General features: G+C 62.7%; 23 protein-coding genes. 9 read left to right on the top strand and 14 right to left on the bottom strand.

Going from position 1 to position 16,644, the window contains the following annotated elements:
- Nucleotides 1-57 precede the first annotated feature (57 nt).
- Complete coding sequence (locus PVU19_RS12320) at nucleotides 58-1,293, bottom strand: MFS transporter (RefSeq protein WP_050662215.1); 1,236 nt, start codon at nucleotides 1,291-1,293, stop codon at nucleotides 58-60.
- Nucleotides 1,294-1,317: 24 nt separating this feature from the next.
- Nucleotides 1,318-1,563: a hypothetical protein gene (locus tag PVU19_RS12325; RefSeq protein ID WP_050662214.1), complete on the bottom strand. Its 246-nt coding sequence runs from the start codon at nucleotides 1,561-1,563 to the stop codon at nucleotides 1,318-1,320.
- A 266-nt stretch (nucleotides 1,564-1,829) separates the two neighbouring features.
- Here PVU19_RS12325 and thrS point away from each other — a divergent pair, with 266 nt between their 5' ends.
- Nucleotides 1,830-3,776, top strand: coding sequence for a threonine--tRNA ligase (thrS, locus tag PVU19_RS12330; RefSeq protein ID WP_050662213.1), 1,947 nt, complete (start codon nucleotides 1,830-1,832; stop codon nucleotides 3,774-3,776).
- Nucleotides 3,777-3,784: 8 nt separating this feature from the next.
- Here thrS and PVU19_RS12335 read toward each other — a convergent pair whose 3' ends face one another.
- On the bottom strand, nucleotides 3,785-4,153 hold the full coding sequence (locus PVU19_RS12335) for a hypothetical protein (RefSeq protein WP_050662212.1): 369 nt from the start codon (nucleotides 4,151-4,153) through the stop codon (nucleotides 3,785-3,787).
- 46 nt (nucleotides 4,154-4,199) lie between these two features.
- Complete coding sequence (locus PVU19_RS12340) at nucleotides 4,200-4,514, bottom strand: arsenate reductase family protein (protein WP_050662211.1); 315 nt, start codon at nucleotides 4,512-4,514, stop codon at nucleotides 4,200-4,202.
- Between the two features lie 209 nt (nucleotides 4,515-4,723).
- On the opposite strand from PVU19_RS12340, the gene PVU19_RS12345 reads away from it, so the two are divergent.
- Nucleotides 4,724-4,930: a cold-shock protein gene (locus PVU19_RS12345; protein WP_050662210.1), complete on the top strand. Its 207-nt coding sequence runs from the start codon at nucleotides 4,724-4,726 to the stop codon at nucleotides 4,928-4,930.
- A gap of 70 nt (nucleotides 4,931-5,000) precedes the next feature.
- Here PVU19_RS12345 and PVU19_RS12350 read toward each other — a convergent pair whose 3' ends face one another.
- On the bottom strand, nucleotides 5,001-5,285 hold the full coding sequence (locus tag PVU19_RS12350; RefSeq protein ID WP_050662209.1) for a hypothetical protein: 285 nt from the start codon (nucleotides 5,283-5,285) through the stop codon (nucleotides 5,001-5,003).
- Between the two features lie 197 nt (nucleotides 5,286-5,482).
- A complete protein-coding gene (locus PVU19_RS19395) occupies nucleotides 5,483-5,875 on the bottom strand; it encodes an SLATT domain-containing protein (protein WP_200901847.1) in 393 nt (130 codons plus the stop codon).
- A 2-nt stretch (nucleotides 5,876-5,877) separates the two neighbouring features.
- On the opposite strand from PVU19_RS19395, the gene PVU19_RS12355 reads away from it, so the two are divergent.
- A complete protein-coding gene (locus PVU19_RS12355; RefSeq protein WP_268784885.1) occupies nucleotides 5,878-6,006 on the top strand; it encodes a hypothetical protein in 129 nt (42 codons plus the stop codon).
- A gap of 46 nt (nucleotides 6,007-6,052) precedes the next feature.
- Here the strand turns inward: PVU19_RS12355 and thyX are convergent, their stop codons facing one another.
- The gene (gene thyX / locus PVU19_RS12360) at nucleotides 6,053-6,970 is read right to left on the bottom strand and encodes an FAD-dependent thymidylate synthase (protein WP_050662263.1); all 918 of its coding nucleotides are present in this window, start codon (nucleotides 6,968-6,970) and stop codon (nucleotides 6,053-6,055) included.
- 172 nt (nucleotides 6,971-7,142) lie between these two features.
- Between thyX and PVU19_RS12365 the strand changes: the two genes are divergently transcribed.
- Together PVU19_RS12365 and PVU19_RS12370 are read left to right on the top strand one after the other, a co-directional pair.
- Nucleotides 7,143-7,571, top strand: coding sequence for a VOC family protein (locus tag PVU19_RS12365; protein WP_050662208.1), 429 nt, complete (start codon nucleotides 7,143-7,145; stop codon nucleotides 7,569-7,571).
- Between the two features lie 14 nt (nucleotides 7,572-7,585).
- A complete protein-coding gene (locus PVU19_RS12370; protein ID WP_235575741.1) occupies nucleotides 7,586-8,242 on the top strand; it encodes a DUF1194 domain-containing protein in 657 nt (218 codons plus the stop codon).
- On the opposite strand, the gene PVU19_RS12375 is transcribed toward PVU19_RS12370, so the two are convergent.
- The 3 genes from PVU19_RS12375 to PVU19_RS12385 form a co-directional block, all read right to left on the bottom strand.
- Complete coding sequence (locus PVU19_RS12375; RefSeq protein ID WP_050662262.1) at nucleotides 8,236-8,736, bottom strand: MarR family winged helix-turn-helix transcriptional regulator; 501 nt, start codon at nucleotides 8,734-8,736, stop codon at nucleotides 8,236-8,238. The genes PVU19_RS12370 and PVU19_RS12375 overlap by 7 nt on opposite strands.
- 91 nt (nucleotides 8,737-8,827) lie before the next feature.
- Entirely contained in the window at nucleotides 8,828-9,052 is a 225-nt protein-coding gene (locus PVU19_RS12380; protein ID WP_050662206.1) for a succinate dehydrogenase assembly factor 2, read from the bottom strand.
- Between the two features lie 34 nt (nucleotides 9,053-9,086).
- Nucleotides 9,087-9,488, bottom strand: a complete 402-nt coding sequence (locus PVU19_RS12385; protein WP_050662205.1) for a helix-turn-helix domain-containing protein — start codon at nucleotides 9,486-9,488, stop codon at nucleotides 9,087-9,089.
- 85 nt (nucleotides 9,489-9,573) lie between these two features.
- Between PVU19_RS12385 and PVU19_RS12390 the strand changes: the two genes are divergently transcribed.
- Genes PVU19_RS12390 through PVU19_RS12400 form a run of 3 tightly spaced genes read left to right on the top strand, consistent with a single transcriptional unit; the run spans nucleotide 9,574 to nucleotide 11,550 of the window.
- Nucleotides 9,574-10,776: a pyridoxal phosphate-dependent aminotransferase gene (locus PVU19_RS12390; RefSeq protein ID WP_050662204.1), complete on the top strand. Its 1,203-nt coding sequence runs from the start codon at nucleotides 9,574-9,576 to the stop codon at nucleotides 10,774-10,776.
- The gene (locus PVU19_RS12395) at nucleotides 10,773-11,141 is read left to right on the top strand and encodes a bleomycin resistance protein (protein ID WP_050662203.1); all 369 of its coding nucleotides are present in this window, start codon (nucleotides 10,773-10,775) and stop codon (nucleotides 11,139-11,141) included. Before PVU19_RS12390 ends, PVU19_RS12395 begins: the two co-directional genes overlap by 4 nt.
- Before the next feature lie 4 nt (nucleotides 11,142-11,145).
- Nucleotides 11,146-11,550 (top strand): hypothetical protein, encoded by a 405-nt coding sequence (locus tag PVU19_RS12400; RefSeq protein ID WP_050662202.1) that lies wholly within the window; start codon nucleotides 11,146-11,148, stop codon nucleotides 11,548-11,550.
- A gap of 238 nt (nucleotides 11,551-11,788) precedes the next feature.
- On the opposite strand, the gene PVU19_RS12405 is transcribed toward PVU19_RS12400, so the two are convergent.
- The 4 genes from PVU19_RS12405 to ppk2 all read right to left on the bottom strand — a co-directional run bounded on the left by PVU19_RS12405 (nucleotide 11,789) and on the right by ppk2 (nucleotide 15,676).
- Nucleotides 11,789-13,144 carry an MATE family efflux transporter gene (locus PVU19_RS12405; RefSeq protein WP_050662201.1) on the bottom strand — a complete coding sequence of 452 codons (1,356 nt, stop codon included), beginning with the start codon at nucleotides 13,142-13,144 and terminating at the stop codon, nucleotides 11,789-11,791.
- Between the two features lie 42 nt (nucleotides 13,145-13,186).
- A complete protein-coding gene (locus tag PVU19_RS12410; protein ID WP_050662200.1) occupies nucleotides 13,187-14,083 on the bottom strand; it encodes a nickel/cobalt transporter in 897 nt (298 codons plus the stop codon).
- Complete coding sequence (locus tag PVU19_RS12415; RefSeq protein ID WP_050662199.1) at nucleotides 14,065-14,709, bottom strand: DUF1007 family protein; 645 nt, start codon at nucleotides 14,707-14,709, stop codon at nucleotides 14,065-14,067. The genes PVU19_RS12410 and PVU19_RS12415 overlap by 19 nt, the downstream gene beginning before the upstream one ends.
- 73 nt (nucleotides 14,710-14,782) lie before the next feature.
- The gene (gene ppk2, locus PVU19_RS12420; RefSeq protein WP_050662261.1) at nucleotides 14,783-15,676 is read right to left on the bottom strand and encodes a polyphosphate kinase 2; all 894 of its coding nucleotides are present in this window, start codon (nucleotides 15,674-15,676) and stop codon (nucleotides 14,783-14,785) included.
- 381 nt (nucleotides 15,677-16,057) lie between these two features.
- Here ppk2 and PVU19_RS12425 point away from each other — a divergent pair, with 381 nt between their 5' ends.
- Nucleotides 16,058-16,396, top strand: a complete 339-nt coding sequence (locus tag PVU19_RS12425) for a helix-turn-helix domain-containing protein (RefSeq protein ID WP_160316354.1) — start codon at nucleotides 16,058-16,060, stop codon at nucleotides 16,394-16,396.
- Nucleotides 16,397-16,644: the final 248 nt, after the last annotated feature.

The following is a 16,644-nucleotide window of genomic DNA, read 5'->3' on the forward strand; positions in this document are numbered from 1 at the left end:
CGCGTTGTCCGGGACGATCATGCACGCGCGGCCCGATCAGGGCAAACCGGTTTCGGATCACTTTGCCACGCGACGCAACGTCAGGGCAAAGGCACCGCCTGCCAGCGCCATTGCGGCGAAGCCCGCCAGCGCGCCAAGCGGCCCGACAAAGGACAGCCCGCCGCCGATGACCCCGGCCAAAAGCAGGATGCCCCCAATGGCGGTATTGGCAATCGCGGCATTCTGCGCCCGCAACTCCGGGTCGGAGATATCCACGAGGTAGACCGAGCGCGCCTGCCGCACGCCTTGATAGGCCAGCATCAGCACAAACAGGATCGCCGGGATCACACCAGGCCCTTGCGCAAGCCCCATCACCTGCGCCGCCATCGCCGCCAGCATCGCCAGCCCGGCAAAACCGCCTGCCAGGGCAAGCACCCGGGCGCTGTCGCGATCCGCCAGCCGCCCCCAGACGTAGGAGCTGGCAAACGCCGCCACCGACGAGGCCAGCAGCATCGCCCCCAGCGTGCCCAATGCACCGCCCTCCTGTGCGTTCAGCAGGACCATGTAAGGCGGGGCAAGTGCGGTCGAGACCAGCAGGCCCCGCACCAGAATAAAGCGGCGCAGGTTGGCGTCCCGGCGCAAAATCTCTCGATAGGTCTCGACCGGCGAGGCGTCATCGGGGGTGCTGTCCTGCTCGCGCAGCCCCGCCAGAACCATAGCGGCCACCAGCCACGCCAGCCCGGCGAGCGCGATAGCCGCGATCAGCGCGTCTTGGGATTTCAGCACCCCGGTCAGCATCAGCGCCGCGAAAATCACCACCGCCGCCGCCGAGACCGACCCCGCAAGGCCCGTCACCGCGCCGCGGCGCGATTGCCCCACGGTCTTGCCCAGAATATCCTTGTATGAGACCGAACAGGCGGCGCGCGCCACCGCGAGACAGGCAAGCAAGGCGCAGACCAGCACCCCGGCCAATACGCCCCCGGTCCATAGCGCGGCGAGCGCGATGCCGATGGCCGCAGCCCCCTGCACGGCGCTGCCGGTGACCCAGACCCACCGGCGTTGCCGCAACCGGGTCAGCCAGCCACCAAGCACAATCTGCGGAAGAAGTGCCCCGGCTTCGCGGATCGGCACCAGCATGCCGATGAAGGCGGCGGGCACACCCATGGTGCCCAACAGCCAGCTTAGGACCAGTTTCGGATCAACCAGCCCGTCCGACAGCTTGCTAAGACTGAGCGCCGCCACGTGCCGCCGGGCATTGCGCGCCTCATGCGGCGCCATATCCGGCGCGATCAGCCGGTCGGTGAGCAAAGACATCAGATCAGCGGCAGGCCCGTTCGATCACCCGCCGATATAGGCCCCGCGACGCGGACGGTAAAAGACCTTCTGGTTGTGCAGACGGCCCAGCAGATCGTGGATCTGGCGCAGCGTCTCATCGGCCTCGCCGATGCTGTCCTCGGTCTTGTCGTGCTGTTCCATGTCGGGCAGCACACGCGCCGAAAGTTCGGATTTGGTCTGACGCAGCGCCGCCTCGATCAGATCCATATCCTCGACCGACAGTTCGAATTTGGAATTGTAACCCGGCATGTCTGTGGCCTCCTCAGCCCTTGCTGCTGCCCGCTATTGTGCAGGCGCAGCGTAATATTGTTTCGCGACCGATAAACGGCATTTAGGCCATCAATTCCGACATGTCCAATTCTTTTTGGGTATGCATCGGTATGGTGTCTTGCGCCGATGCGGTCTGCCTCTTTCGGAGGCAGGTCTTGACCTGCAGGCGCGCGGCGGGCATTAGGCGGCAACCATACCCGCAACCGGGCGTTCCGTGGGCGCCAAACCGACGAGGAGCCAGAGCAATGGCCGATATCTCCCTCACCTTCCCCGATGGCAATGCGCGCGACTACCCGGCAGGCATCACCCCTGCCGAAGTCGCATCGAGCATTTCGACCTCGCTGGCGAAAAAGGCCATTTCGGCGCATGTCGATGGCCAGCACTGGGATCTGCAATGGCCGATCGCGCAGGACGCGGCGATCAGCATCAACACGGTGAAGGACGAGGCCCCGGCGCTCGAACTCATCCGGCATGACCTCGCTCATATCATGGCCCGCGCGGTGCAGGAGCTCTGGCCCGACGTGAAAGTCACCATCGGCCCCGTCATCCAGAACGGCTGGTACTACGATTTCGACCGCGCAGAGCCCTTCACCCCCGAAGATCTCGGCCTCATCGAGAAAAAGATGAAGGATATCATAAACCTGCGCGATCCGGTGCGCACCGAAATCTGGGAGCGCCCGCGCGCCATCGAGCATTATCGCGGCACCGGTGAGCCCTACAAGATCGAGCTGATCGAGGCCATTCCGGGCGACGAGCCGCTGCGCATGTACTGGCACGGACACTGGCAGGATCTGTGCCGCGGCCCGCATCTGCAACATACCGGTCAAGTGCCCGCTGACGCCTTCAAGCTGATGAGCGTCGCCGGGGCCTATTGGCGCGGCGACAGCAGCCGCCCGATGCTGCAACGCATCTATGGCGTGGCGTTCCAGTCCAAGGAAAAGCTCAAGGACTACCTCACCTTTCTGGAGGAGGCCGAGCGCCGCGATCACCGCAAGCTGGGCCGTGAGATGGATCTGTTCCACATGCAGGAAGAGGCCCCCGGTCAGATCTTCTGGCACCCCAACGGCTGGAAAATCTACACCACGCTGCAGGACTACATGCGCCGCCAGCAGACCCGTGGCGGCTATGTCGAGGTGAACACGCCGCAGGTTGTCGACCGCAAGCTGTGGGAGGCCTCGGGCCATTGGGAGAAGTACCAGGAGCACATGTTCATCGTCGAGGTCGACGAGGATCACGCCCGCGAAAAATCGGTAAACGCGCTCAAGCCGATGAACTGCCCCTGCCATGTGCAGATCTTCAATCAGGGGCTGAAAAGCTATCGTGACCTGCCGCTGCGCATGGCCGAATTCGGCTCGTGCAACCGCTACGAGCCCTCGGGGGCGCTGCATGGCATCATGCGGGTGCGTGGTTTTGTGCAGGATGACGCGCATATCTTCTGCACCGAGGATCAGATCGAAGCGGAAACGCGCCGCTTCATCGACTTCCTGTCCGACATCTATCGCGACATCGGGTTCGAGAATTTCTCGGTCAAGTTCTCTGATCGGCCCGACACGCGGGCCGGCAGTGATGACGTCTGGGACAAGTCCGAAACCGCCCTGAAGGCCGCGACCGAGGCGGCGGGCTGCGACTTCAGCCTCAATCCTGGCGAGGGCGCGTTTTACGGCCCCAAGCTCGAGTTCGTGCTGACCGACGCCATCGGGCGTGACTGGCAATGCGGCACGCTGCAGGTCGATTTCGTCCTGCCCGAGCGGCTGGACGCGACCTATATCGGCACCGACGGGGCCAAGCATCGCCCGGTGATGCTGCACCGCGCCGTGCTGGGCAGCTTCGAGCGGTTCATCGGCATCCTGATCGAGGAACATGCCGGGCGCCTGCCCTTCTGGCTGGCCCCGCGTCAGGTTGTCGTGGCCTCGATCACCTCAGAGGCGGATGACTATGTGCATGAAGTCGTTGAGAAATTGACCGCTCTCGGCATCCGCGCGGAGGCCGACATTCGCAACGAAAAGATCAACTACAAGGTGCGCGAGCACTCGGTCGGCAAGGTGCCGGTGATCCTTGCCTGTGGCATGCGCGAGGTCGAGGAGCGCACGCTATCGGTTCGTCGCCTTGGCGAAAAACAGACCAGCATGCGCGGGCTTGACGAGATGGCCGAGGCGCTGGCGCGCGAGGCGACGCCGCCGGACCTGCTCTGACGGCGGCCTCAGAAATGTGATTTCGGCTCGTCCGGCTTGCCCGCGGTCACCGCGAGCAGCCCGGCGAGACCGGTCATGCCGATGGGGAACATGGTGAACACGTTGAAGCCGAAGGCGTAATACATCAGCCCCGCCGACAGGATCAGCAGCAAGCCACCGCTGAGCGCGCGAATCTTGGCCATCGCCCCGCCGGCGATTGCCAGCATCGGGGCGAGAAAGCTGGCGGTGCGGATGAGCGCGGGGTCGGTCACCTGCGTCATCAGCCCCTCGACCTCTCCAAACCGGTTGACCGCCTCGGTATAGCCATAGCTGAAAAACCCCACGAGGATCGCCAGACAGCCACCGATAATCCCCAGAACCATTGCCGCGCTGCGCATGAACTATACCTCCTAAATCTCTGTTCTATATAGGGATTGCCGCGCGTTATCCAAGCAGTGCGGCCTGCGTGTCCGCACCCCAACCCAGATAGAGCGTGCCGCCATCGTCGATCAACGGGCGCTTCATCAGCGTCGGGTGATCGGTCAGCAGGGCAAGCGGGTCGCGGCTACGGTCATCATCGGGGAGCGCGCGCCACGTGGTGGATTTGCGATTGAGCAGCGCGTCACCGAATTGCGCCAGTGCCGCCTGCGCCAAATCTTTGGGCAAGCCCTCGGCGCGGACATCGCGGAATTCGGCCTTTTCAAGGGATTTCAATGCCTTGCGGCACGTATCGCAGGTTTTCAAGCCGTACAGGATCATTGCGTCGCCTCGTCATTTTTTGCCTGCTTATCCGGCATTTCCACACAGGTCACGGAGTTTCGCTTGATTTTTACATTGGCGGTGCAATCATTGTAACCGTCACGATCCGGGTAATACCTCCGATTTTGCGTGCGATTTCGGGGGTTTGCGCGATTTTTCGTGTCATGGTCGGGCATTTTCCCGGGAAGCGAAGACAAAGGAGAAGCGGCATGCCGACTGGCACCGTGAAATGGTTCAATACGACAAAGGGTTACGGCTTTATCGCGCCGGACGACGGCGGCAAGGATGTGTTCGTCCACATCTCTGCGGTCGAGCGGTCCGGGCTGACGGGGCTGGCGGACAATCAGAAGGTCGGTTTCGAGCTTCAGGATGGGCGCGACGGGCGGCAGATGGCGTCCGATCTCAAACTGCTCTGAGCCCTCGGCGCACACCAGATGCAGGGGTGCCGACCCATGGTGCCCCTGCATGAGGATGCGCTGATCCGGCTCAGTTACAGCCCTTGGCCCCGATCGGGCAATCGAAATTCGCCCGCGCGCTGCGCGTCGGGCGCGGCTTGTACGTGACCGGATGCGACTTGGCCTGCTGATAGGTCTGATCGGCGGTCGGCTTGCCGCAGCAGATCACGCCATTCAGGCTGACCGGTTGCAGGCCCGAGGGGCAGTAATTGGCATGGCTTTGATAAGCATAGACTTTCGGCGCCTCGGCGAGGGCCGGACCGGCCAGAAGGGCGAGCGCCAGGGCGGGGAAAAGCGATGTCTTGGAAACGCGCATGGGAAACCTCTTGAACAGGTGATGCAGGTGGCTTGGATGGTAACCACTCCACCCCGCCTGTCAATTTCTTTCGAGTAAACAAGGTGTTCTGGGTGTGTGGGGGCGGAGGGTGGGGTTTCACCTTGCCGATGGTGTGCGGGTGTCGTGCGGGGGTAGTGGGTTGGAATCCCACCGTTCGTTGGCTAAACTCAGATGTCCTAGCCGAAATCGCGCCGAGCCTGCCATTGCGTGTGTTCTCTTGAGAACGCAAACTCAGCGGCATTTACAAATTCCGACAGTTTTGTCTCATCGCTAATTTCTAATGCAAGCGTTTGTATAGACCCAATTTCATGGGCCGTAAGGGTATAGCTTGCCGCCAACTCACCATGCCGTTTCACTTGAATCCAACCAAAACTCGATGTCACTACGACCAGAAGAAATGAAAAACCCCAAGTCAGGTCGGGACCATCTAGCTCTTCCGAGAGCAACAGGACTGCGGCTACGATGTAGAGTAAAACTGAAAATCCGAACCAGAACTTTCTTCGATTGGAGTGCCCCCACTGAAGTGGTCCACCAACTGGGATAGTATTATCCCATTTCAGGAGGAGCAGAGATGGCTGGAAAGAGAGACAAACCCGAAGAGATCGTGCTGAAGCTGCGGCAGGTTGAAGTGTTGCAGGGGCAAGGCAGCTCGATTGCCGATGCCGTGCTATTGTCTGTTATCAAGCAGATTAACCATTGAACCATAACGTTCACTGTAAGACCAAGAATGGCTTATAAACAGTCGCTTAGACATCTTGTACTCCAATCACTAATTCAAACTCCCGCCATTCGCCCTTGCTCATGCCGGAATTCTCCTGCGTCACCTGCTCACCCTTCAACATCCGGCGGATACAATCAAGAGCGGTGGACGACAGCGTGGCACCGCCCATACGGTAGTCGGCGAAGGCTTTGTAGGCCGCAGGCACCCAATCGGCGACGATGTCGCAGATCGCGTCGGCATAGACCCGGATTTCGTATTGCGCGTGGGCATCCGCCCGCAGGCGCAGGAAATGCAAGAGGTTGTGCAGATCGACCTTCCAATACCACTGGGTGTAGATATTGGCGGGCAGGTTCATGCGGGCGAGTTCGCGCGCCAGACCCTGCTGCCCCTCGTCCGAGATCATCGCCTCGTAATGGTCATAGCAGCGCATCGCGTCCTCGGTCAGCAGGCGCAGCACGCGGTCGGCCTCCTCGCCCTCGAGCGCCGCCCCACGCCCCTGATTGTTGGTGGTCGATTGCGCGGCGAGCGCGTCGGGCGCGGGGATGTAGAATTCGCGGTCGAGGATCGAGTAGCGGGCCGAATATTCGTTGACGTTGGCGGTGCGGTGCCGGATCCACTGGCGCGCCACGAACACGGGCAGTTTCACATGCAGCTTGATCTCGCACATCTCGAACGGGGTCGAGTGCCAGTGCCGCATGAGGTAGCGAATGAGCCCCTCGTCATTGCTCACGGATTTGGTGCCGCGCCCGTAGGACACCCGCGCCGCCTGACAGATCGCGGCATCGTCGCCCATATAGTCGATCACCCGCACGAAACCGTGGTCGAGCACGGGATGCGCGGTATAGAGATGTTTCTCCATCCCCGGGGCGGTGGCGCGCAGGGTCTGCTGCGTCTCGCTGCGTTGCGCGTCGATTTCGGCCTGCTGGTCTGGGCTGAGGGGCATGGCGGGGCCTTTCATGGGCTGGTCAGGGCGGAGATGAGTCGCTGCCCACTATATCTTGCGGGGGGGCGATGCGCCAAGCCGATATCGGGTGGTTTCGCTGCCGGAATTGCGCCTCTCGACATCGCGGCGCGGGCCACTATCCTCTGGCGGGACGTAAATAAGGAGGCACGCGATGAAAATCAGGTATCTGCACACCATGGTCCGGGTCAAGGATCTGGACGCGACGATGCGGTTCTTTGGCCTGCTGGGCCTGAAGGAAACGCGTCGCTGGGACAATGACGGGGGCCGGTTCACGCTGGTCTTCATGGCGCCCGAGGGGCAGGAGGAGTGCCCGGTGGAGCTGACTTATAATTGGGATGGCGATGATGCGCTGCCCGATGACAGCCGGCATTTCGGGCATCTGGCCTATTCGGTCGGCAATATCTACGAGATGTGCCAGCATCTGCAGGACAATGGCGTGGTGATCAATCGCCCGCCGCGCGACGGGCGCATGGCCTTCGTGCGCAGCCCCGACAATATCTCGGTCGAGTTGCTGCAGGAGGGCGACGCGCTGGAGCCCGCCGAGCCTTGGGCGAGCATGGAAAACACCGGCCATTGGTAAGATGGGCGGTTCTTTTGTCGGGGCTGATTGCGGCCCCGGCAGAGGCGGCCTGCCGCCTCGCGCTGGTGCTGGCGCTCGATGTGTCGTCTTCGGTCGATGCGCGGGAATATGATCTGCAGCGTGCGGGGCTGGCGGCGGCGCTCGATGCGCCCGATATCCGCCACGCGATCCTGACCGGCGAGGGCGATGTGGCCCTCTCGGTCTATGAATGGAGCGGGCGGTTTCAGGAAAAGCTGCATCTCGACTGGACCTATCTGCGCGGTCACGCCGACATCACCCGTGCTGTGGCGGTGCTGGTCGGGATGGAACGCTCGACCTCGGATTATCCCACGGCACTCGGCTCGGCCCTGGGCTATGGCGCGCAGGTGATGACCCGCGCGCCCGATTGTGCGCGGCGGGTGATCGACGTGTCGGGCGATGGGATCAACAATCAGGGTTTTGCGCCCGCGCTGGCCTACAAGCATTTTCCGTTTCAGGGGATCACGGTGAACGGGCTGGTGATCCTGGGGCATGATACCACCGTGCTGCGGCATTACCGCGACGAGGTGCTGCGCGGGCCCGGCGCGTTTCTGGAACTGGCGCAAGGGTTCGAGGATTTCGAGCGTGCCATGGGCCGCAAGCTGTACCGCGAGATCAGCGATATCGTGCTGGGCGCGCTGCCCGCTCAGTAGATATAGCGGATCTGGTCGGTCCAGTACCGCTCCACCCGGCGCAGCGACGAGGTGATCTGGTCGATCCCGTCGGGGCCGAGCACGCCGCGCCCTTCCAGCCCCTCGGCGTGTCGCGCGAAAAGCCCGGCCACCACATCGCGGATGCCGCGCCCCTTTTCCGTCAGGCGCACCCGGACCGAGCGGCGATCGACCTCGCAGCGCTGGTGGTGCATATAGCCCATCTCGACCAGTTTCTTGAGGTTGTAGCTGACATTGCTGCCCTGATAGTAGCCACGCGATTTCAACTCCCCGGCGGTGACCTCGTGATCGCCGATATTGAACAAGAGCAGCGCCTGCACCGCGTTGATATCAAGGATGCCGACGCGCTCGAACTCGTCCTTGATGACGTCGAGCAACAGCCGGTGAAGCCGTTCGACCAGCGACAGCGCGTCGAGATAGGCCATGATGAACGCGGTCTGCCCGGTCGGGGGGCTCAGGGGTTTTTGAAAGCTCATATCCATCTCCGTGCGTGTCTGCTCGCATCGGAAACTGGGGCAAAAAGCCCAATAATCGGTTAAATCGCGACAATGACGTGTAAAATCCGATCTATTTTCCCGAACAGGCCACGCCCGAGATATCGCTGACCAGATCGGCAAAGCGCGGCGGGGGGGCGACCTGGCCGGTCACCCACTGGTAGAGATCCTGATCGTTTTCCGACAGGAGCGATTCGTAGGTGCCGAGGGTGCCATCGTCCATTGCCGCCAGCCGGGTCTCGGCATAGCGGCTCAGGATGATGTCCATCTCCTTGATGCCGCGCCGCATGGAGCGCATAGAGAGACGCTTGAGACGGTGCTCGCGCGGCTCGTCACTCAACGGCTTCTTCCCGCAGCTTGGCGCGCAGGCTTTTCTCGATCCGGCCGAGACGGTCGGTGGAAAAGGTGAGCTGCGCGCGGATGTCGCGGATTTCGGTCAGCATCTGGCTGATATCGGGGGACAATTCGCCGACCGCAGGCGTATCGGGCCCGTCGCCCTCGCCCGAGAGCAGCCAGAGCAGCGAGACATTCAAGAGCCCCGCCATCATCGACAGCTTGTTGGCGCGCGGCTCGGACTGGTCGTCCTCCCAGGCCTTGAGTGTCTTGAGCTTCACGCCGAGGCGCTTGGCGAGATCGCCTTGGGTCATGCCCGCACGTTCGCGCGCGCCCGCTACGCGATCGCCGAAGGTGGTGGCATCGGGGTCGAACCAGCTGTCATTGGTGTCTGTCGTCATCTCATCCCTTTCCGGCGATCGTCCTTGATCAACCTTTGGCGGCAACCTATGAGATTTGTCAGGTGAATTCAAACCGGAGGCGGCCATGTCCGATCTGTCAGCGACATTATCGCGCGTGAAGCCCTCGCCCACCATCGCGGTGACGACGAAGGCGCAGGAGTTGAAAGCAGCGGGGCGCGACGTGATCGGCCTTGGCGCGGGCGAGCCGGATTTTGACACGCCCGATCATATCAAGGCGGCGGGCATCCGCGCCATCGAGGAAGGCAAGACGAAATATACCGCCGTCGATGGCATCGCCGAGTTGAAGGCGGCGATCTGCGCCAAGTTCAAGCGCGATAACGGGCTGGAGTATGTGCCCGCACAGGTCAGCGTCGCCTCGGGCGGCAAGCAGATCCTCTATAATGCGCTGATGGCGACGCTCAATCCCGGTGACGAGGTGGTAATCCCCGCGCCCTATTGGGTGAGCTATCCCGACATGGTGCTGCTCGCGGGCGGCGAGCCGGTGGTGGTGCCTGCGGGCATCGAGACCGGGTTCAAGCTGACGCCCGAGGCGCTGGAGGCGGCGATCACGCCGAAAACCCGCTGGTTCATCTTCAACTCGCCCAGCAATCCCACCGGGGCGGGTTATACATGGGACGAATTGAAGGGCCTGACCGACGTGTTGATGCGTCACCCCCATGTCTGGGTGATGACCGACGACATGTACGAACACCTCGCCTATGACGATTTTCAGTTCTGCACCCCTGCGCAGGTCGAACCGGCGCTCTATGACCGGACGCTGACCTGCAATGGCGTCTCCAAGGCCTATTGCATGACCGGCTGGCGGATCGGTTATGCGGCGGGGCCGGAGCGGCTGATCGGGGCCATGCGCAAGATCCAGTCGCAGTCCACGTCAAACCCCTGCACGATCAGCCAATGGGCGGCGGTCGAGGCGCTGAATGGCAGCCATGACTTCATCACCGAGAACAACGCCGTTTTCACGCGCCGCCGCGATCTGGTGGTGTCGATGCTGAACGAGATCGAGGGCGTCGAGTGCCCGGTGCCCAACGGGGCCTTTTACGTCTACCCGTCGATTGCCGGGCTGATCGGCAAGACGAGTGCCGGGGGGGCGCTAATCGAGGATGACGAGGCGTTTGCCACGGCGCTACTGGAGGAAACCGGCGTCGCCGTGGTCTTCGGCGCCGCCTTCGGGCTTTCGCCGAACTTCCGGGTCAGCTACGCTACCTCCGACACGGCGCTGAAAGAGGCCTGCGGGCGGATACAGGCGTTCTGCGAAGGGATGACATGACCACAGGCCAGATCACCGCAAACCTGCCCAGCCGGGATTTCGATGCAACCGAGCGATTTTACGCGACGCTCGGCTTTCAGACCGATTTTCGCAATGACGGCTGGATGATCCTGAGCCGGGATGGCATGACTGTCGAATTCTTCCCGCATCCCGATCTGGACCCTGGCCAGAGCTGTTTCTCGGCCTGCCTGCGGCTGCCAAAGATCGACGGACTGCATGCCGATTGGCGCGCGACAACGGGCCTGACTGGATCACGTGACGCGATCCCCCGGTTGACGGACCCGTTCAAGCTGGCCGACGCGCCGCGCATGTTCGCGCTGGTCGATCCCGATGGATCGCTCTGGCGCGTGCTGGAAAGCGAGTGACGCGATGGCGGGTGATCTTCCAGACTATTACTTTCGGGTTCGAGAGAACGGGGCGTTCGTGTTCCGGGTGGATACCGAGAACCGTCAGCGCCGGATCGACATGGACCAGATCGCCGTCGTCAACATCCGCAAATCCGAGATCAAGCCGCATGGCGACCGTGAACTCAGCGAGGCGGATGTCGCCGCGATCACCGAGTGGATGACTGAGCGGCTCAAGCTGATCGAGCATCGCGATATCGACGATATCCTGCGGGCGGTGGATTATCTCAACACCACAACCCATTGGGCCCAGTCGCGGGCCACGGAAGAGCAGTTGGAACAGGTGACGGATGCGCTGTTGCTGGCGATGCATGACTTGCGCACCGTGCTGGTACGCAAGAAGGCGGACCGGTTGCTGAAGGACGGGTGAGGGGGATGTCGCCGTGAGCCGCGCATCGACGGGCCGCGGTGCGGCGATCCAACGCTAGTTTGGTAGACCTTTATCTCTGCCACGTTGGGAAAACATTAACGCGATGCCCAGGTTGCAGCCAAATCGCCGTGCCGTCGGGGCGGCGTCAGGCCGAAGGCATGCCTCTGGCATGACGATGCGCGGCGGCCTGACGGCCGCGTATCGCGCTGGTGCTTAAATCGGAATCCGTTGTTCTCCCTCACGCCGCCACGCCGCGCGCCGACCAGCCCCAGAAGCGCAGCAGCATGAACACCCCCGCCAGTGCCAGCCCCGCCGCAAGGCCAAGCCAGATGCCCGCCCCGCCATAGCCGAGGGTAAAGCCCAGAACGTAGCTCACCGGCACGCCGACGGCCCAATAGCTCAGCGCCGCGATCACCATCGGCACGCGGGTATCCTGCACCCCGCGCAAGAGACCAAGCGCCATGACCTGCGCCGCATCGACCAACTGAAACAGCGCCGCCGCCGCCAGCAGCCCGCGCCCGATCTCGATCACGGCAGCGCGGTCCGGGTCACCGGGGTCCAGAAAGAGGCCGATCATCGGGTCGGGCAGCGCCAGAAACAGCGTCATCGTCACCAGCGCCACGGCCCCCGACAGCCCCAGCACCACCCGCGCCCCGTCGCGCAACCCCTGCCCGTCGCCACGGCCAAACGCCTGACCCGCGCGTACCGTGGCGGCGTTCGAGAGGCCCACATGCACCATGAACACCACCGATGTCACTTGCAACGCGATGCCATGCGCCGCCAGCGGCAGCGTGCCCAGCCAGCCCATCATCACCGACGCGGCGGCAAACAGCCCGACCTCGGCCAGGTTGGTGATGCCGATCGGCCAGCCCAGGCGAAAGACGCGTGTCAGCGCCTCCCAGTCGGGCCGCCAGAGGCGGGTGAAGAGCGCGTGTTCGGGGGCCACGAGGCGCACATAGAGCATCAGTGCCACCAGAGAGCCGATATGCACCGCGAGCGAGGCGATGGCCGCGCCGCGCACGCCCAGTTCCGGAAATCCGAAATTGCCGAAGATCAACAGGTAGTTGACCACGATATTCATCGCCACTGCCGCCAGCGTGATCCACAGCACCACCGCCGTGCGTTCCAGCGCCGCGAGATAGGATTTCAACACCATCACCATCAGCGCGGGCAGGATGCCCCAGCCGGCAATGATGAGGTAATCGGCCCCCAGCGCCGAGGTGGACGGGGCCTGTCCCAAGAGGCCGAACACCGTCTCGGAACCCAGCATCAGCGGCAATGTGACAAGGCCGAAGAGCACCGACGCCCAGAGCCCCATGCGGGTGACGCGGCGCACCTGCGCGCCTTCGCCGCTGGCCTCGGCGGAGGCGACCATCGGCATCACCGCCCAGGCAAAGCCCGAGCCCATGATGAAGAGGACGAAAAACATCGTGCCGCCCAGCACCTCGGCGGCCAGCGCCTCGACCGAATACCAGCCGAGCATAAGCGCATCGGTCAGGGTGATGGCGAATTGCGCGACGTGGCTGCCGACGAGCGGCAGGCCAAGGCCCATCACGGCGCGGGCGTGCTGGCGATATGAAAGACGGTGTTGCATGGGATTGGCGTTAGCCGGGGCCGTCCTCGCGCGCAAGCCCCGTCAAAGCACCGCCAGCATGAGTTGCAGCGACAGCGCCGCAATCACCACACCCGCCGCAAGCTCCAAGAGCGGCAGGGCGCGGGCAAGGGCGCCCCCCTGCCCCGCAGCAAACCGCGCCAGCGCCCCCTCGCGCAGCGTGACCGAGGCAAGCGCCACCGCAAGCGTCACGCTGGCGGTGCCCAGCCCCATGGCAAAGGTGCCGAGGATGCCCGCCATCTCCAGCCCCATGCGCCATGTCAGGATCAGCAGGAACAGCGCCCCGGTGCAGGGCCGGATCGCCACGGCGGCGATCAGCGCCAGCGCATCGCGCCAGCCGGTGACCGATGCGGCTTCGTCCGCCGTGGGGCCATGCGTGTGCCCGCAACTGGAACAGGTGCCGTCGTGGTCATGACGCACGACGCGCGCGGCGCGCAGCCGCCGCAGCCCGCGAAGGGCCAGCCATGCCCCCACGGCGGCGATGGCGGCATAACTGGCAGGGGCCATGATATCCTCGGCCAGCCCGGTCATGCGCTGGCGCGTGAGATCAAAGACGAACACGCCCGCATAGACCAGCACCACCGCTGATGCCGCCTGCGCCAGACTGGAGGCGAGCGCCAGCCCCGACAGGCGCAGCGCGCTGACGCGCGCGGCCATACCATAGCCGCCGATCAGCAACTTGCCATGCCCCGGCCCCGCCGCGTGGAAAAAGCCATAGGCGAAACACAGCGCCATGAGACCGGTCAGCGCCCCCGGATCGCCCGCCCGCAGGCTGCGCAACAGCCGCGCCATCGCCTGCTGCGTCTCGGCCTGCCCGGCATTGGCCCAGGCCGACACGGCCCCGGCCCCGCCGAACCCCCAAAGCCAGATCACTAGAGCGAGCAGACCAAGGGCCGCAAGGCTCAGGACGGGGCGGCGCATGACAGATACATCGCCTGTGAAAAGAGATTGCCCACCTCGACGCCCTCATATTGCTCTTCGGCACTGAGTTGCCCCAGCATCTCGCGGAAGGCGCGTTGCGAGGCGTCGAGATCCGGCTCGCGGATCGTGTAGCTGCAGCCCTGCGGCAGGCGGATCGGGCCGGTCAGCGTGTGCTCGACGTAATAGGTCGGATCATAGGCCTCGACCTTGAGCCCGTCGCCGGGCACCGGGCCGAAGCTGCGCTCATGCGTGGCGACGATGCGGCCCTGCTCCAGCGCGATACCGGTGGGCACCGGATGATCGAGCGCGATCTTGTCATCGCCGTGATGCATATAAAGATCGCCCTCGAACCCCTCGGGCCACTCCACCAGATCAAAGCCCTTGAGCCTCGCCAGTTCATCTTCGGTCAGTTCCCCATCGCCATCGGGGTCGAGCCCCATATCGCTGAGGATCAGCAATGAGAAGAAATCGTCATAGGTCCACGTCACCTCGACGCGGGAGAGATTGCCCTCCCCGTCGCCGGTGAAGTTCAGCGCCACATCGACAAATACATGCGGATGGGCGCCCACACCGCCGACAGGCAGACAGAGGCAGAGCGCGAGCGCGAGGCGGCGGGTCCAGATCATGGCGACATGATTACTCGGGCCGCCGCGCGCGGGCAAGCGCGCAGCACGCCCGACCGACCGCGATCAGCAAAAATCAGCGCGGCTTGCGGTCGCCGGGATGCAACGACTTGCCCAGGATGTGATCGCTCTTGTGCAGCACATGCTGCGCGGTTGAGACGATGAGCGGATCGGGCGCATGCGCCACTTTCGGATCCTTGCCCGGATAATCCAGCGAATTGAGGAAATGCAGCATGCAATTGAGGCGCGCACGCTTCTTGTCGTTGGATTTGACCACGGTCCACGGCGCATCGGCGGTGTCGGTGTAAAAGAACATCGCCTCCTTGGCCTCGGTGTAATCTTCCCACTTGTCGAGGCTGGCGCGGTCGATCGGGCTCAGCTTCCAGTGTTTCAGCGGGTCGGTCTCGCGGCTGGCAAAACGGGCGCGCTGTTCGCCTTGCGTGACCGAGAACCAGTATTTGAAAAGCCGGATGCCGGAGCGCACCAGCATGCGCTCCAAATCGGGCGTCTGGCGCATGAATTCCAGGTATTCCCACGGCTCGCAAAAGCCCATCACCCGCTCGACCCCGGCGCGATTGTACCAAGAGCGGTCATAGAGCACGATTTCGCCGGCGGTGGGCAGATGCTCCACGTAACGCTGGAAATACCACTGGCCCCGTTCCTGATCGGTGGGCTTGTTGAGCGCCACGACCCGCGCGGTGCGGGGGTTGAGATGCTCGGTAAAGCGCTTGATCGTGCCGCCCTTGCCCGCGGCATCACGCCCCTCAAAGAGCAGCACGAATTTCTCACCCGCATCCTGCGCCCAAAGCTGCACCTTGAGCAATTCCGCCTGCAATTTCGCCTTTTGCGCCTCATAGCTGCGGCGGCTGAGCCGCGTCGCGTAGGGGTATTCGCCATTCTCGAAGGCCAACCGGAGCGCGGTCACCTCTTGCTGGCGCGGCGGGGATGGAGGGGTTTGCGTGTCCGCCATATCGGTCGGCGCGGTCTGAGTTTCTGTCATATGGCGATCCCTCATCTGTTGTTGTTTTGATGAGAGGCAGCTTACCGCAACAGGTGCAAAACTGCCTTGATGCGTGTCAATCCAGCCTGTTGCCGCATGATTCGGCATAATTGACGTTACGTCATAACTACAGCTTCGCCTCACAAGCATCTGAAATATATATATATTTATATTTTACGTGCTATTTTGAATTCAAAACCTAGACTTATGCATAGTCGCGGAGTGCTGTGATTTATGCCAGAAGATGTGGAAACAGGACACTCTGAAACCTCCCATCCTCCGGCGTTGTTGCCACGATGGGCGAAAGCATTCTAAACTTGAGGACGGTGAGTATGTATGGAGCGCGCGAGTATGCCGCTTGAACATCCGGAACAGGCCGAGTTCGACATGGACGCATTTTGCAAGCGCCTTGCACGTTACATGGCGCAGGAAGGCATGAACCCTGCACAACTGTCGAAACGTGCAGGGCTCAATGCCCGTGCGGTGACCGATATTCAGCAAGGCCGCATCAAGAGCCCCCGCGTGCAAACGGTGATGGCCCTCGAAAAGGCGCTCGGGCTCAGTCCCGGGGCCCTTCTTGGTTTTGGTCCGGCGGCGGTGTCGTCGGAATTGCAAGAGCTTCTGAATGAGCTTGACGAAGCAACGCAGCAACAGCTGCTGGTGACGCTTCGATCGCTGCGCAAGATGTGAATCCAGAGCATTTCAACTTCATGGCGAAAATAAGGCGGGCCGTCTCATCCATGGTGGCGTCGAACTCTGTCATGAAGTGACTTTCGTTCATTGCAGGGGCACCTCAATTGCCTTGCTGGACGATTGGCGCACCGACAGATATCCCCCTCTGAAACCGATAACTCATAATCTGGGCATGAACCCTAGCTGCCAATGACCAAAAATGGTGGTTTAAATACATTGAACCGTGTTGAGAATTGTTACCCTCA

Source organism: Roseovarius tolerans (assembly GCF_028885395.1).
GTDB classification, from domain to species: Bacteria; Pseudomonadota; Alphaproteobacteria; order Rhodobacterales; family Rhodobacteraceae; genus Roseovarius; species Roseovarius tolerans.

Bases quoted from the DNA above. Each gene is read 5' to 3' on its own strand.
- PVU19_RS12320 (WP_050662215.1), bottom strand. From the start codon at position 1,293: ATGTCTTTGCTCACCGACCGGCTGATCGCGCCGGATATGGCGCCGCAT.
- PVU19_RS12325 (WP_050662214.1), bottom strand. From the start codon at position 1,563: ATGCCGGGTTACAATTCCAAATTCGAACTGTCGGTCGAGGATATGGAT.
- thrS (WP_050662213.1), top strand. From the start codon at position 1,830: ATGGCCGATATCTCCCTCACCTTCCCCGATGGCAATGCGCGCGACTAC.
- PVU19_RS12335 (WP_050662212.1), bottom strand. From the start codon at position 4,153: ATGCGCAGCGCGGCAATGGTTCTGGGGATTATCGGTGGCTGTCTGGCG.
- PVU19_RS12340 (WP_050662211.1), bottom strand. From the start codon at position 4,514: ATGATCCTGTACGGCTTGAAAACCTGCGATACGTGCCGCAAGGCATTG.
- PVU19_RS12345 (WP_050662210.1), top strand. From the start codon at position 4,724: ATGCCGACTGGCACCGTGAAATGGTTCAATACGACAAAGGGTTACGGC.
- PVU19_RS12350 (WP_050662209.1), bottom strand. From the start codon at position 5,285: ATGCGCGTTTCCAAGACATCGCTTTTCCCCGCCCTGGCGCTCGCCCTT.
- PVU19_RS12355 (WP_268784885.1), top strand. From the start codon at position 5,878: ATGGCTGGAAAGAGAGACAAACCCGAAGAGATCGTGCTGAAGCTGCGG.
- thyX (WP_050662263.1), bottom strand. From the start codon at position 6,970: ATGCCCCTCAGCCCAGACCAGCAGGCCGAAATCGACGCGCAACGCAGC.
- PVU19_RS12365 (WP_050662208.1), top strand. From the start codon at position 7,143: ATGAAAATCAGGTATCTGCACACCATGGTCCGGGTCAAGGATCTGGAC.
- PVU19_RS12375 (WP_050662262.1), bottom strand. From the start codon at position 8,736: ATGAGCTTTCAAAAACCCCTGAGCCCCCCGACCGGGCAGACCGCGTTC.
- PVU19_RS12380 (WP_050662206.1), bottom strand. From the start codon at position 9,052: ATGCGCTCCATGCGGCGCGGCATCAAGGAGATGGACATCATCCTGAGC.
- PVU19_RS12385 (WP_050662205.1), bottom strand. From the start codon at position 9,488: ATGACGACAGACACCAATGACAGCTGGTTCGACCCCGATGCCACCACC.
- PVU19_RS12390 (WP_050662204.1), top strand. From the start codon at position 9,574: ATGTCCGATCTGTCAGCGACATTATCGCGCGTGAAGCCCTCGCCCACC.
- PVU19_RS12395 (WP_050662203.1), top strand. From the start codon at position 10,773: ATGACCACAGGCCAGATCACCGCAAACCTGCCCAGCCGGGATTTCGAT.
- PVU19_RS12400 (WP_050662202.1), top strand. From the start codon at position 11,146: ATGGCGGGTGATCTTCCAGACTATTACTTTCGGGTTCGAGAGAACGGG.
- PVU19_RS12405 (WP_050662201.1), bottom strand. From the start codon at position 13,144: ATGCAACACCGTCTTTCATATCGCCAGCACGCCCGCGCCGTGATGGGC.
- PVU19_RS12410 (WP_050662200.1), bottom strand. From the start codon at position 14,083: ATGCGCCGCCCCGTCCTGAGCCTTGCGGCCCTTGGTCTGCTCGCTCTA.
- PVU19_RS12415 (WP_050662199.1), bottom strand. From the start codon at position 14,709: ATGATCTGGACCCGCCGCCTCGCGCTCGCGCTCTGCCTCTGTCTGCCT.
- ppk2 (WP_050662261.1), bottom strand. From the start codon at position 15,676: ATGGCGGACACGCAAACCCCTCCATCCCCGCCGCGCCAGCAAGAGGTG.
- PVU19_RS12425 (WP_160316354.1), top strand. From the start codon at position 16,058: ATGCCGCTTGAACATCCGGAACAGGCCGAGTTCGACATGGACGCATTT.